The organism is Streptomyces sp. NPDC005402, assembly GCF_040606575.1.
Taxonomy (GTDB): domain Bacteria; phylum Actinomycetota; class Actinomycetes; order Streptomycetales; family Streptomycetaceae; genus Streptomyces.
The window spans coordinates 58,988-75,849 of record NZ_JBEXFB010000008.1 but is presented as its reverse complement, the minus strand read 5'-3'; the positions used below and the strand labels follow the sequence as shown (position 1 = coordinate 75,849).

The following is a 16,862-nucleotide window of genomic DNA, read 5'->3' as shown; positions in this document are numbered from 1 at the left end:
CATGTCCGTCTCCAGACGCCTCTTCGTCACCGCCGCCGCCGGCCTCGCCGTGACCGGCGTTCCAGGCCCGGCGGTGGCCATGGCAGGTGACCGCCGCTACCGCATCCCCGTCTCGCCGGACGACACCGAGACCGACCTCGTCCGCAAGGCGTCCCAAGTCCGGCCCACCGCACGGCAGATCGCCTGGCAGAGCCTGGAACGGACCGCGTTCCTGCACTTCGGCGTGAACACCTTCACCGGCCTGGAGTGGGGCACCGGCGACGAGGACCCCGACGTCTTCCAGCCCGCCGCGCTGGACACCGACCAGTGGGCGGCGGCCCTGAAGGACGGCGGCTTCAAGCTGGCCATCCTCACCGTCAAGCACCACGACGGCTTCGTCCTCCACCCCTCCCGCTACACCGACCACTCGGTGGCATCGAGCAGTTGGCGGGGCGGCCGGGGTGACGTGCTGCGTTCCTTCGCCGACTCCATGCGGCGGTACGGCCTCAAGGTCGGCGTCTACATCTCGCCCGCCGACGAGAACCAGTACCTCCACGGCGTGTACGCCAACGGCAGCGCCCGGTCCGTGCGGACCGTCCCCACCCTGGTCGAGGACGACGACCGGTCCCCGGACCGCTTCTTCACCCTCCCCGCGACCGACTACGGCGCCCACATGCTCAACACCCTCTACGAGGTGCTCACCGAGTACGGGCCCGTCGACGAGGTGTGGTTCGACGGCGCCCAGGGGCACATCCCGCCCGACAAGGTGGAGAGCTACGACTGGGACAGCTGGTACACCCTGGTGCGGGCCCTCGCCCCGGACGCGGCGATCGCCGTCACCGGTCCCGACCTGCGCTGGGTCGGCAACGAGAGCGGCATCGCGCGCGAGGACGAGTGGAGCGTCATCCCGGTCAAGGAGAACCAGTACGGCCGCACCGACTGGGCCTTGTCCTACGACACCCCGGACGAGGGCAGTCGCACCGCCCTGGTGAAGGCGCGGCCCGCGACGGACTACCTCCAGTGGTGGCCCGCCGAGTGCGACGTCTCCATCCGCGACGGCTGGTTCTACCACCCGGACCAACAGCCCAAGTCGGTCGACTACTTGACCGAGATCTACTTCGGTTCGGTGGGCCGCAACGCGGTACTCCTGCTGAACGTCCCACCGGACACCGACGGGCTCCTGCACCCCACGGACGTCGTCCGACTGCGCGAGTTCCGTGAGCGCATCGACCGCGAGCTGCCCCGCGATCTGGCCCAGGGCGCTCGCAGGACCACGGCGCCGGACCGCGTGACGCTGGACCTGGGCTTTGAGACGGAGGTCGACCGCATCCGCCTCGCGGAGGACATCCGGCACGGCCAGCAGGTGGAGAGCTTCGTCGTCGAGGCCTTCCGTGACGGTACCTGGACGGAGATCACGGGCGCCGGCACCATCGGCGCGAGCCGCATCCTGCTGCTGCCGACTCCGGTGCGGGCCCGGAGATGGCGGCTGCGGGTGACGCGGGCCCGAGGTGCTGTACGGATGGCGGAGTTCGGGTTGTACCGGTCCCAGGTCTGAAAGAGGGCGTGGCCACCAGGTATCCGGCGTCCTGGTGGCCACCGACGCTTCACGTCCCCCAGGTCTCAAGCGCCCCGCGCCACCCCCGTGCTGTCCCGCACGATCAACCGCGGCACCGGTACCCTCACGGTCCGTGCCGGGCCGCCGTCCAGGAGGGCGGTCAGTTCCGTGGCCGCCGTGCGGCCGAACTGGACGCTGTCCCGGGACAGGGCCGACAGCCAGGGCTTGACCATGCGGCACAGGGCCGAGTCCTCCCAGGCCACCACCGACACGTCCCCGGGGACCGAGTGGCCCAGCTCGGTCGCGGCGGCGACTCCGGCGAGGGCCATCACGTCGTTGTCGTAGATCAGCGCGGTCGGGGGAGCGGACGCCTCCAGGACCCGGCGGGTCACGGCCGCGCCCGCCGCGTCGGAGTAGTCGGTGGTCACCGACTTCACCCCGGTCAGCCCCCGACGCTCGGCCTCCGCGCGCAGGGTGCGGACACGGCGCTCGGTGTGGGCGAGCCCGGGCAGGCCCGCGATGTGCACGATCCGGCGGTGGCCGAGCGCGTACAGCTCGTCCACGACCGCGGCCATCGCGCCCGCGTCGTCCGCCCAGACGGTCGACAGCCCAGGGTGGCGCTCGTCGGGGGCGCCGCCGATCACCACGCCGGGCAGGCCCAGTTCGTCGAGGACTCCGGCGCGGGGGTCGTCCGTTCGCGGGTCGACCACCAACACGCCGTCCACCCGGTGCTCGGCCCACCAGCGCCGGTACACCGCGCACTCGTCCTCGACGTCCTCCACCACCTGGAACAGCAGCCCGAGATGACGCTCCGCCAGCACCTCCTGTATCCCCGAGACGAGTTGGAGGAAGAAGGAGTCGACGCCGAGCGTCTCGGCCGGGCGGGCCAGGACGAAGCCGACCGTGGCGGCGCCCTCGCCGGACAGTGCCCGGGCGGCGGTGCTGGGACGCCAGCCGAGTTCCTCGGCGACCTGTCGCACCCGGTCGCGGGTGTCCTCGGAGACTCCGGGCCGACCGTTCAGCGCGAAGGAGACCGCGCTCTGGGAGACCCCGGCCTGCCGCGCGATGTCCTTCATCGTGGGCCTGCGGACCGGCGACCGCTTGCCTGACACGGTGTTTCTCCATTCCCCGGGCGGTACGTCGGGACAGTATGCACTAATGCGGTTCAGCTGCGTCAACCTAATGCGCATTAGTCACTAAACAAATTAGCTGTGCGAGATGCATTGACGGGCCCGTGGAGCGGCGTGCAAGGTCTCCGTCGTTGACCAACTCCGCCGCAAAGGAGAACGGTTCGCCGTGGCCATTTCCCGCAGAACCTTCGCTGCCGCCGCCGTCTGTGCCGTCCTGCCGCTCAGCGGCTGCGGCTCCGGCGACGACGGCGGTTCGAGTGACGCCTCCGGCAAGATCGAGGGCGACATCACCTTCCAGACCTGGAATCTCCGGGCGAACTTCAAGGACTACTTCGAGGGCGTGATCACCGACTTCGAGAAGAAGTACCCCGGCACGAAGGTGAAGTGGATCGACCAGCCCGCCGAGGGCTACGCCGACAAGATCAGCGCCGATGCCGCGGGTGGCACCCTGCCCGACGTCGTCAACGTCTCCCCGGACCTGGTCGCGCCCCTCGCCAAGGCCGGCCTCGCGCTCGACCTCGACAAGGCGGCCGGACAGTACAAGAAGGAGTACCTGGACGGCGCCTGGGCCAGCCACCGGATACCGGGCATGACCGGCACGTACGCCTTCCCCTGGTACCTCAACACCGGCCCGCTCTTCTACAACAAGTCGCTCTTCAAGGAGGCCGGGCTCGACCCCGACCAGCCGCCGAAGACGTACGACGACCTCTTCACCGACGCCCTGGAACTGGCGAAGAAGAGCGACGGCGAGGTCGCCACCCTCGCCAACGTGCCCACCATCGAGGACTTCGGCCGCTACGGCGTCCAGCTCATGAACTCCGGCGGCACCGCCTTCGCCTTCAACGACGCCAAGGGGGTCGAACTGCTCACCAAGTACAAGGAGTTGTACGACGCCAAGGCACTCGATCCGCAGGCGCTGACCGCCACGCCCGAGTCCTCCGGCAAGAAGTTCCTCACCGGGGCCGTCGCCATGAACCCCGGCAGCGCCCTCGACCTCGGCAACTTCAAGAAGCAGGCGCCGAACCTGTACAAGAACATCGGCATCACCGACCAGATCACCAGCACCGGCCACGTCAACATGTACGTGATGGGCGTGATGGTGAACGCGCAGACCAAGAAGAAGGCCGCCTCGGTCGCCTTCGCGCACTACGTCACCGACGCCGAGCACCAGATGTCCTTCGCGAAGAAGGTCGCCATCTTCCCGAGCACCGCGGGATCACTGGATGACCCGTACTTCACCAAGGAGGACGGCACGGACGAGACGCGAGTGCGGATCGCCGCCGCCAAGTCCCTGAAGAACGCGGTCAATTACACGCCCGTGCTGTTCAGCGAACAGATGAAGACGGCACTGCGCAACGAGGTCGCGAAGGCGTTGCAAGGCAAGGAGAGCCCCAAGGAAGCTCTCGACAACGCTGTCAAGGCCTGCGACACGCTGCTCCGGCAGCAGGGATAGCCATGTCGTCGTCCACCGTGTCCCGGGTGCGGCGCGAGAGCCGCGCGCCCGACGTGCGTGGCCTGCGGCGCGTGCGGCGCCAACTGCCGCTGAGTCCCTGGCTGTTCGCTGCGCCCGGTCTGCTGGTCATCGGCGCGTTCATCCTGTACCCGTTCGTCTCCACACTGGTCAACGCCTTCACCGACAAACGCACCCTGATCCCGGGCGAGTTCGTGGGCCTGGCGAACTTCCGTGAACTGCTGCACGACGACATGTTCTGGATCGGCCTGCGCAGCAGCACGCTGTACGTCCTCGGAGTCGTGCCCGCGCTGGTGATCCTGCCGCTGCTGCTCGCCCTGCTGGTCCAGAAGAACATTCCCGGCATCACCTTCTTCCGGTCCGCGTTCTACACCCCGGTCGTCGCGTCGATCGTCGTGGTCGGACTCATCTGGGTGTGGCTCCTCGACGAACGCGGCCTGATCAACTCGCTGTTGGAGAGCGTCGGGGCCGACCGGATCGGCTTCCTGAGCGACCAGTGGCTGCTCCTGCTGAGCGCCATGGCCGTCACGGTGTGGAAGGGCCTCGGCTACTACATGATCATTTACCTGGCGGCGCTGGCCAACGTGCCGCGTGAGCTGCACGAGGCCGCGGCTGTGGACGGGGCCGGGGCCGTCCGGCGGTTCGTCACGGTGACGGTGCCCGCCGTCCGTTCGACCATGGCACTCGTGGGGGCGCTGTCCTCGGTCGCCGCCTTCAAGGTGTTCTCCGAGGTCTATCTGATGGCGGGCCCGAGCGGGGGACCGGCCGGTGAGGACACCACGCTCGTGATGCTCGTCCAGCGCACCGGCACCGGCCTCACGGGCCGCGTCGGGTACGCTTCCGCGATCTCGGTCGTCGTCTTCGTCGTCACCGTCGCACTGATGCTGCTCGTGCTGCGCGCCGACCGGAGGGCGGAGACGTGACCCGGGTACGCAAGCGCGAACTGGTGCTGCGTTACGTCCTGTTGCTCGCCGTCCTCGCCCTGACCGTCGGCCCCTTCCTCTGGCAGCTGTCGACCTCGCTCAAGGGCCCCACGGAGGACATCTACAGCTCACCGCCGTCCTTCCTGCCCGAGCATCCGACCCTCCACAACTACGAGCGGGTCGCCGACACCATCCCCGTCTGGGACTACGCACTCAACTCGCTGAAGGTCGCCACCGCCAACGTCGTGACCAACTGCGCCGGTTCGGCTCTCGCCGGATACGCCCTGGCCCGGCTGCGCTACCGGGGCCGCCGCGCGGCCACGCTCGCCTTCGTCCTGGCGATGCTCGTGCCGGTGGAGGGCATCATCATCGCCCAGTTCACCACCATGCGGGAGCTCGGCCTCAACAACACCCTGGTCGGCGTGGTCCTGCCGGGCTGCATCGGCGCGATGAACGTCCTGCTGATGCGCAACGCCTTCCTCAACCTGCCCTACGAGATCGAGGAGGCGGCCTACGTCGACGGCGCCAACGTCTGGCAGCGGTTCCTCAGGATCGCACTGCCGTCCGTGAAGGGGACGGTGGCCGTCGTGGCGATCTTCGCCTTCATGGGCGCCTGGGACGACTTCCTGTGGCCGCTGATCGTGCTGAGCGACCCGTCGAAGTTCACCCTCACCATCGGCCTCAACTATCTGCACGGCACCTTCGCAGGCGACGAACGGCTCGTCGCCGCGGGCACGGTCATCGCCGTCGCTCCGCTGATCGCCCTCTTCGCCGGCCTCCAGCGGTACTTCTTCCGCGGGGTGGGCGAGGGAGCGGTGAAGGGCTGAATCCCCCGCTTCGCGTCTGACAAGGACTCCGCATGCCTGCTGCCGTGCGCTTCGGCGTCAACTACACCCCGAGCGTCGGATGGTTCCACCACTGGCTCGACTTCGACCTCGACTCCGTCCGCGCCGACCTGGACTCGATCGCCGCCCTGGGCCTCGACCACATCCGGGTCTTCCCGCTCTGGCCGTACTTCCAGCCGAACCGCACCCTGATCCGGAAGCGGGCCGTCTCAGACCTCGTCCGGCTCGTCGACGCCGCCGCCGAACGCGGTCTCGACGTCAACGTCGACGGTCTGCAAGGACACTTGAGCAGCTTCGACTTCCTGCCCGCCTGGACCCGGACCTGGCACCGGCGCAACCTCTTCACCGACCCGGAGGTCGTCGAGGGCCAGGCCGCCTACCTGCGCACGCTGGCGGCGGCCCTGGCGGACCGGCCCAACTTCCTCGGCATGACCCTCGGCAACGAGGTCAACCAGTTCTCCGCGGGCCCCCATCCCGATCCGGACCGGGCCACGTCCGAGCAGATCGACGCCTGGCTCACCCGTATGCTCGCGGCCTGCGAGGAGGGCGCCCCCGGCCGGCTGCACCTGCACGCCGAGTACGACGCCACCTGGTACCAGGACGACCAGCCCTTCACCCCCGCCCAGGCCGCCCGCCACGGCAGGGTCACCGCCGTGCACTCCTGGGTGTTCAACGGCACCGCCCAGCGCCACGGCCGCACCTCGATCCCGGCCGAGCACCACGCCGCCTACCTCGTCGAGCTCAGCAAGGCCTGGTCCGACGACCCGCACCGGCCGGTCTGGCTCCAGGAGGTCGGCGCCCCCGCGCCGCTGGTGCCGCCCGAGCACGCCGCCGCCTTCACCGAGGCCACCGTGGCGAACGCCCTGGACTGCCCCGGCCTGTGGGGCATCACCTGGTGGTGCTCCCACGACGTGTCCCGGGACCTCGCCGACTTCCCCGAACTCGAGTACGGCCTCGGCCTGTTGACCAACGGCCGCAAGCCGAAGGACACGGCCCGGGTGCTGGAGCGGGCGGCGCGTGCGGGTGCGGACGCACCTGAAAGCCGTACGACAGCCCTGGTCGTCCCCGCCGACCCCGCCTCCCGCTCGCTGTGCGCGCCCGGCGGGCCCGTCTTCGACGCCTGGTTCCGGCTGGTCGCCGACGGCGTCCGCCCCACCACCGTCCTCGACACCCGTGCCGCCGACCAGGACCACCTGTCCGCGCGGGGCATCACCGAGGTCGTCACGTCCGATCAGGTACTCCCATCCCGCGAGGAACACTAGGAGGCACCCGCTCGTGAACCCCACCAGACGCACGGTCCTGCTCGCCGCGACCGCGACGGCGCTGCTCCCCGCACTCCCGGTGCAGGCAGCGACGGCCACCGCCCTCCAGCCGTACGCCACCTACTGGTACCCGGACTCCCTGCCCTCCGGCAGCCCGGGCACCGGTATCACCTGGCGCAGCCTCAAGGCCTGGCGGGCGGCCGACGACGCCGACCTCGCCTTCAACGCGGCCTCCGTACCGCTCGCCGCCCGCTTCACCCCGACCCCCGCGAACACGACGGCACGCGTCGACCAGGCGCGCATCCAGTCGCTGGTCTCCTTCGGGCCCACGGCCGGCAACCCCTCGCAGGGCTCGGCGACGTCCGACTACTACGCCTTCGGGCACTGGGCCTACGTCGACGAACTCGTCTTCTGGGGCGGCTCGTCCGGCGAGGGGCTGATCCTCGCACCGAACGCCCCGATCGTGGACGCCGCGCACCGCCACGGCGTGCCCGTCCTCGGCAACATCTTCCTGCCGCCGGTCGCGTACGGCGGACAGCTGCGGTGGACCCGGGACCTGGTGCAGAAGGACGCGACGGGGCGGTACCCCCTGGCGGCGCAACTCGTCGCGGTCGCCACGGCGTACGGCTTCGACGGGTGGTTCGTGAACGCGGAGACCGGGGGAGGGGACGCGGCTCTCGGGGCGAACATGCTGGGATTCGTGCGGGAGTTGCAGTCCCTCTCCGCAGCGAGGGGGCAGCGGGTCACCTGGTACGACTCGATGACCACGGGCGGGACGGTGAGCTGGCAGGGCGCCCTGAACAGCCGGAACCAGGCGTTCTTCGAGGCCGCCGACGACATGTTCGTCGACTTCCGGTGGACGACGGGCACTCTGGCGTCCTCGGGCACGCTGACCCGGCAACTGGGGCGCAGTCGCTATGAGTTGTGGGCGGGCGTGGACGTGGAGGCGGGCGGCTGGAACACGTCCGAGAACTGGGACGCGATCGCGCCCCGCGACAAGCCCCATACGACCTCGATCGGCCTGTACCGGCCCGAGTGGACCCGCAACCACCTGCCCTCGGACCAGCGCTCACCGCAGGACTTCCACGCGGCCGACGACCGCTTCTGGACGGGGAGGTCGCTCGATCCGTCCCGCCCGGACGGGACGGACACCTGGCGGGCACCCGCGGTGTCGGTCGCCGACCGGTCGACGGTGACCTCGCTGCCGTTCGCGAGCGTGTTCAACACCGGGCACGGACTGCGGTGGTACGAGAAGGGCGTTGTCACGTCGGAGGCGGCGTGGAACCACCTCGGGCTGCAGGACCGGCTGCCGTCACGGCGCTGGGTCGTGCGGACCGAAGGGACGCGGCCGGCCGTCTCCTTCGACTTCGCGGACGCCTGGCGGGGCGGCAGCAGCGTGCTGGTGGACGGTGTGCTGGACGCGCCGGTCACGGTGGATCTGTATGCCGTACGACTGCCGATCAGTGGTGACACGCTCGTCGAGGTGACCCATCGGGCGGACGAGGGCGAGGTGGGCGTCGAGCTCGCCGTGGCCACCGCCGAGCCCGGCGCGCCGGGCGCGACACCGCCGTACACCTTTCTGCCGGTGGCCGGTGGCGACGGCTGGCAGACCTCGACCGTACGGCTCACCGGGCCGGCCGGGACCGTCCACGCGCTCGGCGTGCGGCTCACCGGAACCGGCTCGCTGAAGTGGCGGCTCGGCGGACTCGCCGTGTACGACACCCCCCGCACCCCCTGCCCACCCGCCGGCCTGCGCGTCACCGCGGCCTCCGGCGGCGACCTGCGCCTCGCCTGGAACCGGGCACCCGGCGCCGTTCGCCACTACACCCTGCACCGGCTCCTGCCCGACGGCACCCGGCGCTTCCTCGGCGGCACCTGCCAGCGGGCCTACTTCGTCGGCGGCCTCCGGCCCGAACAGGACGAGCGGCAGGCGCGGTTGGAGCTGCGTGCCGTGGGGGAGCTGTACACGTCGTCCGACCCTGTGACCGTCACCCACCCCTGGTGACCCTGTGACCCACCTCTGGTAACCCCCGGAACCCTGGAGAGCACCCCGCATGCATGACGACCGCAGCCTGGTCGAGGGCCGCCTCAAGCGTGTCCTCGACGAGCGCCTCCGCCCCGCCGTGTACCCCGAGTCCGTGCCGCTGGAGGTGGTCGTGTGGCACGCGCCCGACGAACCGGTGCCCGTCGCCGAGGGCCTGGCGGCCGAGCCGGAGCCCATCGCCGTGGGCGCCCGCTGGGGCGCGCCCTGGGGCACCAGCTGGTTCCGTGTCACCGGGACCGTCCCGAAGGAGTGGGCCGGGAAGACCGTGGAGGCGCTCCTGGATCTCGGCTTCGACGAGAACATGCCCGGCTTCCAGTGCGAGGGCCTTGTCTACCGGCCCGACGGCACTCCCGTGAAGGGCCTCAACCCGCGCAACCAGTGGGTGCGGATCGGAGCGCCCGTCGAGGGCGGCGAGGAGGTGCGCCTGCACATCGAGGCCGCCTCCAACCCCGTCATCCTCGACTACCACCCCTTCCTGCCCACGAAGTTGGGCGACAAGGAGACCGCGGGCAGCGAACCGCAGTACCGGCTGGAGCGCATGGACCTCGCCGTCCTCGACGAGACGGTGTGGCAGCTGGTGATCGACCTGGAGGTCCTCGGCGAGCTGATGGCCGAGCTGCCGGTGGAGTCGGCGCGGCGCTGGGAGATCCTGCGGGCGGTGGAGAAGGCGCTGGACGCGCTGGACCTCCAGGACGTGGGCGGCACGGCGGCGCAGGCACAGGTCCGACTGGAGACGGTCCTGTCGGAGCCCGCCGCCCCCTCCGCCCACCGCATCAGTGCCGTCGGTCACGCGCACATCGACTCGGCGTGGCTGTGGCCGCTGCGCGAGACGGTCCGCAAGGTCGCGCGGACGACCTCCAACATGACCGCACTGCTCGACGACGAGCCGGAGTTCGTGTTCGCCATGTCGCAGGCCCAGCAGTGGGCCTGGGTGCGCGACCACCGGCCCGAGGTGTGGGCGCGGGTGAAGAAGGCCGTGGCCGACGGGCGGTTCGTGCCCGCCGGCGGCATGTGGGTGGAGTCGGACACCAACATGCCCGGCTCGGAGGCGATGGCCCGCCAGTTCGTGCACGGGAAGCGGTTCTTCCTCGACGAGTTCGGCATCGAGAACGAGGAGGCGTGGCTGCCCGACACGTTCGGGTTCGCGGCCGGACTGCCCCAGATCATCAAGGCGGCCGGCTCCAAGTGGCTGCTGACTCAGAAGATCTCCTGGTCGCAGACGAACAAGTTCCCGCACCACACCTTCCGGTGGGAGGGCATCGACGGCACCCGGATCTTCACGCACTTCCCGCCCGTCGACACCTACAACTGCTCCATGAAGGGCAGCGAGATCGCCCACGCGGCACGGAACTTCAAGGACAAGGGGGTGGCCCGGCACTCCCTCGCCCCCACCGGCTGGGGTGACGGAGGCGGCGGCACGACCCGCGAGGTGATCGCCAAGGCGGCCCGCCTGCGCGACCTCGAAGGGTCGGCGACCGTGGCCTGGGAGACCCCGGCGGAGTTCTTCACGAAGGCCGAGACCGAGTACCCCGAACCGCCCGTCTGGGTGGGCGAGCTGTACCTCGAACTCCACCGGGCCACCCTCACCAGCCAGGCGAAGACCAAGCAGGGCAACCGCCGCAGCGAGCACCTCCTGCGCGAGGCCGAGCTGTGGGCGGCGACGGCGGCCGTACGGACCGGTTTCCCCTATCCGTACGAGGAGTTGGACCGCATCTGGAAGACGGTGCTGCTGCACCAGTTCCACGACATCCTGCCGGGGTCCTCCATCGCGTGGGTGCACCGGGAGGCGCGGCGCACGTACGAGCGGCTCGCGGACGAGCTGAACGGCCTCATCGACGCGGCCCAGCGCGCGCTGGCGGGGGAGGGGACACGGGAACTGCTCTTCAACTCCGCCCCCCATGCCCGTGGCGGAGTCGCGGCGGGCGGCGCCGGAACCGCGGTCGTCGAGGGCCGGACGACGGTGACCGAGAGTTCCGGCGGCGGGCACGTCCTGGACAACGGCATCCTGCGGATCCGGATCGACACGCGGGGCCTGGTCGTCTCCGCGTACGACATCGAGGCCGACCGGGAGACCGTCGCACCGGGGCAGGCGGCCAACCTCCTCCAACTCCACCCGGACTTCCCGAACATGTGGGACGCGTGGGACGTGGACGAGTTCTACCGCCACACGGTCACGGATCTCACCGACGTGGACGAGATCACCCCCGAGGGGCACGGGGTGCGGATCACGAGGGCCTTCGGTGCCTCCCGTGTCACCCAGGTCCTGTCGCTGGCTCCGGGGGAGCGGCGGTTGCTGGTGGACACGGAGGTCGACTGGCACGAGACGGAGAAGTTCCTGAAGCTCGCCTTCCCGCTCGACGTGCACGCCGAACGGTACGCGTCGGAGACACAGTTCGGGCACTTCCACCGGCCCACGCACACCAACACCTCATGGGAGGCAGCCAAGTTCGAGGCCTGCAACCACCGTTTCGTGCACCTGGAGGAACCCGGCTGGGGCGTGGCGATCGTCAACGACTCGACGTACGGCCACGATGTGACGCGAACCGTGCGTACGGACGGCGACCGGGGCACGACCACGACGGTCCGGGCCTCGCTGCTGCGTGCCCCGCGTTTCCCCGACCCGGAGACCGACCAGGGCGTCCACCGCTTCCGGCACGCGCTGGTGCCGGGGGCGGGGATCGGGGACGCGGTGCGGGAGGGGTGGCGGATCAATCTGCCGGAGCGGTCCGTGCGGGGTGCGCAGGAGGTCGCCCCGCTGGTGACCGTCGACCAGCAGGCGGTCGTCGTCACGGCGGTCAAGCTGGCCGACGACGGCAGCGGGGACGTGGTGGTCCGCTTCCACGAGGCGCACGGCGGACGGACGCGGGCGACCCTCAGGGCAGGGTTCGAGGTCGCCGGGGTGACGGTGACGGATCTGCTGGAGCGCCCGCTGACCGATGCTCCCTCCCCGCGGAGCGAGGGGAACGAAGTCTCCCTGCGGCTGCGGCCGTTCGAGCTGGTCACCCTGCGGTTCACCAGGGCCTGAGACCGGGGGGCGGGGAGACCCGCCCCCCGTACTCCCCTTCCGTCATGCCCCGAGCTGTGCCCGCAGCCACTCCTCCACCTCGCCCACATGCGCGGCCGCCGCGGCCCGGGCCGCCTCCGGGTCGTGGGCGACCAGGGCCCGGTGGATCGCGGCATGCTCGCGCCGCGTTCGTTCGAACGCGCCCTCCTCCTGGTAGCCGCGCCAGACCCGGGCCCGGAAGGTGCGGGACGACAGGCCCTCCAGGATCGCCGCCATCGTGTCGTTGCCGGCGGCCACCGCGATCTCGCGATGGAAGGCCAGGTCGTGGGCGAGGATCTCCTCAGGGTCGTCGGTGGCGTTCATCGCCGTGAGGTGCTTCTCGACCTCGGCCAGCTGGTCGGGCGTGATGCGGGCGGCGGCCAGCGCGGTCGCCGTCGACTCCAGGATGCGGCGCACCTCCAGGAGCTCCACCAGCTGCGGGCCCCGGGACAGGTCGGCGACCACCCCGAAGGTCTCCAGCAGGTCGCCGGCCTCCAGCTGGGTGACGTAGATGCCCGAGCCGTGCCGTGCCTCCAGGACGCCCAGCACCGTCAGCGCGCGGATCGCCTCCCGCATCGAACTGCGGGAGATGCCCAGCTGGACCGCCAGATCACGCTCGGTCGGCAGCCGCTGGCCCGGCTCCAGGCGGCCCTCGCCGATCATCGCCTTGATCTGCTCGATGGCGCGCTGCGTCACGGTGCCCTTCTGTGGGGCTGTCTCGTCCACGCCACTCCTCCACTGACCGGATGCCACTCACCGGGTGCGCCGCAGTCTAACCGCCGATGTGGTCGGACCACTATGGCCGGAAGACCGGAAAAAATGCCTCCAGAGGGTATTGCCGAGGGTGAGTGGTCTGATAAGTATGCCGTCATCTGCTCGAACACGCTCATGTTCGACCACGCGAAGCACGCTCAACGAGGAGCCGCCAGATGCCCGACAGGCCAGTGGGGAAGCGGAACAGAATGCGGATCATCGGTGCGGTGGCCGCGGCCGCGAGCGCCTCGCTCGTGCTCGCCGCGTGCGGCAGCACCAAGGACACCGGCAGCGCCGGCACCGAGGGAGGCGACGGGACCGGCAAGGTGGGAGTGATCCTGCCGCTGCTGACCTCGCCGTTCTGGCAGTCGTACAACGACTACGTGCCCAAGATGGCCAAGTCCGAGGGGGTGGACACGCTGAAGACCGTCAACTCCAACAGCGATCCCTCCCAGCAGATCACCGACATCAACAACGAGCTCAACCAGGGCGTGAAGGGCCTCGTCGTCGCCCCGCTCGACAGCGCCGCCATCGAGGCCGGCCTCGACCAGGCCGAACGCAAGGGCGTCCCGGTCGTCGCGGTCGACGTCGCCCCCGACAAGGGCAAGGTCGCCATGGTCGTACGGGCGAACAACGTGTCGTACGGCGAGAAGGCCTGCCAGTACCTCGGGGAGCAGATCCCCTCCGGCAAGGTCGTGCAGATCATGGGCGACCTGGCCTCCGTCAACGGCCGCGACCGCTCCGAGGCCTTCCGGGCTTGCGTGAAAAAGAACTTCCCGAAGCTCAAGGTCCTGGAGATCCCCGCCAAGTGGGAGTCCGACACGGCCGCCTCGCAGCTGGGCACCCTCCTGAACGCCAACCCTGACATCAAGGGCATCTACATGCAGGCCGGCGGCGTCTACCTCGCGCCGACCCTGCAGACCCTCAAGTCGAAGGGGATGCTGAAGAAGGCCGGGCAGGCGGGCCACATCACGATCGTCTCCAACGACGGCATCCCGCAGGAGTTCGACGCCATCCGCAAGGGTGAGATCGACGCCACCGTCTCCCAGCCGGCGGACCTGTACGCCAAGTACGGCATGTACTACATCAAGGCGGCGATGCAGGGGAAGACCTTCAAGCCCGGTCCGACGGACCACGACTCCACGATCGTCAAGCTGTCGAGCGGCATCCTGGAGGACCAGCTGCCCGCGCCCCTGGTCACCAAGGACAACGTCGACGACCCCAAGCTGTGGGGCAACACGGTCAAATGAGCACCCCACTGGTTGAAGCTCAGGGGGTCGTCAAACGGTACGGCCCCACGACCGCCCTCGCCGACGGCCGCCTCACCGTCCTGCCCGGCGAGTCCCATGCGCTCGTCGGCCGCAACGGCGCGGGCAAGTCCACCCTCGTCACGATCCTCACCGGTCTCCAGGCCCCCGACGAGGGCACCGTCCGCTTCGACGGCGAGCCCGCGCCCCCGCTCACCGACCGGGACGCCTGGCGGAGCAAGGTCGCCTGCGTCTACCAGAAGCCCACCGTCGTACCCGAGTTGACGGTCGCCGAGAACCTCTTCATCAACCGCCAGCCTCTGAAGAAGGGCTTCATCAGCTGGCGCAGGCTGAAGAAGGAGGCCGCCGAGCTCCTCGACACCTGGGACGTGGCCGTCGACCCGGAGGCGCGCACCGCCGACCTCAAGGTCGAGGACCGCCAAATGGTGGAGATCGCACGGGCGTTGAGCTTCGGCGCCCGGTTCATCGTCCTCGACGAGCCGACCGCGCAGCTCGACAAGCGGGAGATCGAGCGGCTCTTCAGCAGGATGCGTTCGCTCCAGGACTCCGGTGTCACCTTCCTGTTCATCTCGCACCACCTCCAGGAGGTGTACGAGGTGTGCCAGACGGTGACGGTCCTCAGGGACGCCCGCTGGATCACCACGGCGCCGGTGGCCGACATGCCCCGGGCGGCCCTGATCGAGGCCATGGCCGGCGAGACCGTCGCCGAACAGGCCGTACAGCTCAGGGCGGTCGAGGACACCGCGCCCGTCCTCCTCGACGCCCGCGGCCTCACCTCCGTCGCCTACGAGGACGTCGACCTCACCGTGCGCCGCGGTGAGGTCGTCGGACTCGCCGGCATCAGCGGCAGCGGCAAGATCGAGCTCGCCGAGACCTTCACGGGACTGCACACCCCGACGAGCGGTACAGCGCAACTCGACGGCAGGCCACTGCCGTTCGGCGACGTACAGGCCAGCCTGAAGGCGGGCGTCGGATTCGTGCCGCGCGACCGGCACGCCCAGGGCCTGATCTTCGGCATGACCATCGGCGACAACGCCACCCTCAGCGTCCTGGACCGGCTCGGCCGCCACGGCTTCGTCGGCACCGAACGCAAGCGCGGCTTCGCCACCGAGCTGATCGACCGGCTCGACATCCACACCGAGGGCCCCGACCAGCCCGTCTCCGACCTCTCCGGCGGCAACGCGCAGAAGGTCGTCATGGCCCGCGCCCTCGCCTCCGATCCTCACCTGCTGGTGCTCATCAACCCCACCGCGGGCGTCGACGTGAAGTCCAAGGAGTCCCTGCTCTCCCGCGTGGACACCGCCCGCGAGGACGGCACCGCGGTCCTCGTCGTCTCCGACGAACTCGACGACCTGCGCCGCTGCGACCGCGTCCTCGTGCTCTTCCACGGCCGCGTGGTCGCCGAGCACCCGGCCGGCTGGCGCGACCACGAGCTGATCGCCTCCATCGAAGGAGTGGACCACCATGGCCACAGCGCCTCCCCGGGGGGCAACCCCCGGACCCCCGGCCGACGAGGGGCAGGCCCGGGTGACTGAGATGAAAGCCACGCAGACGCCGACCGCCACTGCCGCGCGGGACGGGAAGAAGACCCCGAGCGGCACCCGGACGGTCCTGCTGCGCCGCGCCCGCGAACTCGCCCTCGTACCCGCCCTGTTGCTGCTCATGGTGCTCGGCGCGTTCGTCAACGACTCGTTCCTCACCGAGCGCAACCTGATCTCCATCCTCGGCGCCTCGGCCGCCCTCGCGATGGTGGTCCTGGCCGAGTCGCTCGTCCTGATCACCGGCAAGTTCGACCTCTCCCTGGAGTCGGTCGTCGGCATCGCGCCCGCCGTGGGCGCCCTCCTCGTCCTGCCCGCCGCGCAGTCCGGCTGGGGGACGGAGTTCCCGGCCGTCCTCGCCATGCTGGCGATCCTCGTCGTCGGCGCGCTGGTCGGCGCCTTCAACGGCATCCTGGTCGTGAAGTTCAAGCTCAACGCGTTCATCGTGACGCTCGCGATGCTGATCGTGCTGCGCGGACTGCTTGTCGGCGCCACCAAGGGCAAGACCCTCTTCGGGATGCCGGACAGCTTCTACTCCCTGGCGACGACCACCTTCCTCAACATCCCGATGTCCGTGTGGCTCGCCGCCGTCGCCTTCGCCGTCACCGGTTTCGTCCTGAAGTACCACCGCGTCGGCCGCTCCCTGTACGCCATCGGCGGCAACCCGGACGCTGCCCGCGCCGCCGGCATCCGCGTGGAGCGCGTGATGCTCGGCGTGTTCGTCGTGGCCGGCGTCCTCGCCTCCGTGGGCGGCATCATGCAGACCGGCTACGTCGGCGCGATCAGCGCCAACCAGGGCCAGAACATGATCTTCACGGTGTTCGCGGCCGCGGTGATCGGCGGCATCAGCCTCGACGGCGGCAAGGGCACCATGTTCGGCGCCCTGACCGGCGTCCTCCTGCTGGGCGTCGTACAGAACCTGCTCACGCTCGCCCAGGTGCCGTCCTTCTGGATCCAGGCCATCTACGGCGGAATCATCCTGGTCGCCCTCATGATCGCCCGTGTGACGACGGGCCGCGCCCAGGACTGAGCCCGCCCGCCCCGTCACCTA

12 protein-coding genes are annotated in these 16,862 nt (G+C 70.1%); 10 read left to right on the top strand and 2 right to left on the bottom strand.

Annotated elements, in window-relative coordinates:
- The first annotated feature begins 1 nt into the window (after position 1).
- The gene (locus ABZT02_RS17445; RefSeq protein WP_356018735.1) at positions 2–1,534 is read left to right on the top strand and encodes an alpha-L-fucosidase; all 1,533 of its coding nucleotides are present in this window, start codon (positions 2–4) and stop codon (positions 1,532–1,534) included.
- A 65-nt stretch (positions 1,535–1,599) separates the two neighbouring features.
- On the opposite strand, the gene ABZT02_RS17440 is transcribed toward ABZT02_RS17445, so the two are convergent.
- Positions 1,600–2,610: a LacI family DNA-binding transcriptional regulator gene (locus tag ABZT02_RS17440; protein WP_356019002.1), complete on the bottom strand. Its 1,011-nt coding sequence runs from the start codon at positions 2,608–2,610 to the stop codon at positions 1,600–1,602.
- Between the two features lie 220 nt (positions 2,611–2,830).
- Here ABZT02_RS17440 and ABZT02_RS17435 point away from each other — a divergent pair, with 220 nt between their 5' ends.
- From ABZT02_RS17435 to ABZT02_RS17410, 6 genes are read left to right on the top strand one after another with little or no spacing between them, the layout of a single operon-like run.
- Entirely contained in the window at positions 2,831–4,117 is a 1,287-nt protein-coding gene (locus ABZT02_RS17435) for a sugar ABC transporter substrate-binding protein (RefSeq protein WP_356018734.1), read from the top strand.
- A gap of 2 nt (positions 4,118–4,119) precedes the next feature.
- Complete coding sequence (locus ABZT02_RS17430) at positions 4,120–5,058, top strand: sugar ABC transporter permease (protein WP_356018733.1); 939 nt, start codon at positions 4,120–4,122, stop codon at positions 5,056–5,058.
- Positions 5,055–5,885 carry a carbohydrate ABC transporter permease gene (locus ABZT02_RS17425; RefSeq protein ID WP_356018732.1) on the top strand — a complete coding sequence of 277 codons (831 nt, stop codon included), beginning with the start codon at positions 5,055–5,057 and terminating at the stop codon, positions 5,883–5,885. Before ABZT02_RS17430 ends, ABZT02_RS17425 begins: the two co-directional genes overlap by 4 nt.
- A gap of 32 nt (positions 5,886–5,917) precedes the next feature.
- Entirely contained in the window at positions 5,918–7,165 is a 1,248-nt protein-coding gene (locus ABZT02_RS17420) for a glycosyl hydrolase (protein WP_356018730.1), read from the top strand.
- Positions 7,166–7,178: 13 nt separating this feature from the next.
- Positions 7,179–9,170 (top strand): endo-beta-N-acetylglucosaminidase, encoded by a 1,992-nt coding sequence (locus ABZT02_RS17415; RefSeq protein WP_356018729.1) that lies wholly within the window; start codon positions 7,179–7,181, stop codon positions 9,168–9,170.
- A 49-nt stretch (positions 9,171–9,219) separates the two neighbouring features.
- Positions 9,220–12,234, top strand: coding sequence for a glycoside hydrolase family 38 C-terminal domain-containing protein (locus ABZT02_RS17410; RefSeq protein WP_356018728.1), 3,015 nt, complete (start codon positions 9,220–9,222; stop codon positions 12,232–12,234).
- Positions 12,235–12,276: 42 nt separating this feature from the next.
- Here the strand turns inward: ABZT02_RS17410 and ABZT02_RS17405 are convergent, their stop codons facing one another.
- Positions 12,277–12,978: a FadR/GntR family transcriptional regulator gene (locus tag ABZT02_RS17405; RefSeq protein WP_356018727.1), complete on the bottom strand. Its 702-nt coding sequence runs from the start codon at positions 12,976–12,978 to the stop codon at positions 12,277–12,279.
- Positions 12,979–13,181: 203 nt separating this feature from the next.
- On the opposite strand from ABZT02_RS17405, the gene ABZT02_RS17400 reads away from it, so the two are divergent.
- The 3 genes from ABZT02_RS17400 to ABZT02_RS17390 all read left to right on the top strand — a co-directional run bounded on the left by ABZT02_RS17400 (position 13,182) and on the right by ABZT02_RS17390 (position 16,841).
- The gene (locus ABZT02_RS17400) at positions 13,182–14,255 is read left to right on the top strand and encodes a sugar ABC transporter substrate-binding protein (RefSeq protein WP_356018725.1); all 1,074 of its coding nucleotides are present in this window, start codon (positions 13,182–13,184) and stop codon (positions 14,253–14,255) included.
- Complete coding sequence (locus tag ABZT02_RS17395) at positions 14,252–15,808, top strand: sugar ABC transporter ATP-binding protein (RefSeq protein WP_356018724.1); 1,557 nt, start codon at positions 14,252–14,254, stop codon at positions 15,806–15,808. The genes ABZT02_RS17400 and ABZT02_RS17395 overlap by 4 nt, the downstream gene beginning before the upstream one ends.
- A 127-nt stretch (positions 15,809–15,935) precedes the next feature.
- Complete coding sequence (locus ABZT02_RS17390) at positions 15,936–16,841, top strand: ABC transporter permease (RefSeq protein WP_355734092.1); 906 nt, start codon at positions 15,936–15,938, stop codon at positions 16,839–16,841.
- The last annotated feature ends 21 nt before the right edge of the window (positions 16,842–16,862 follow it).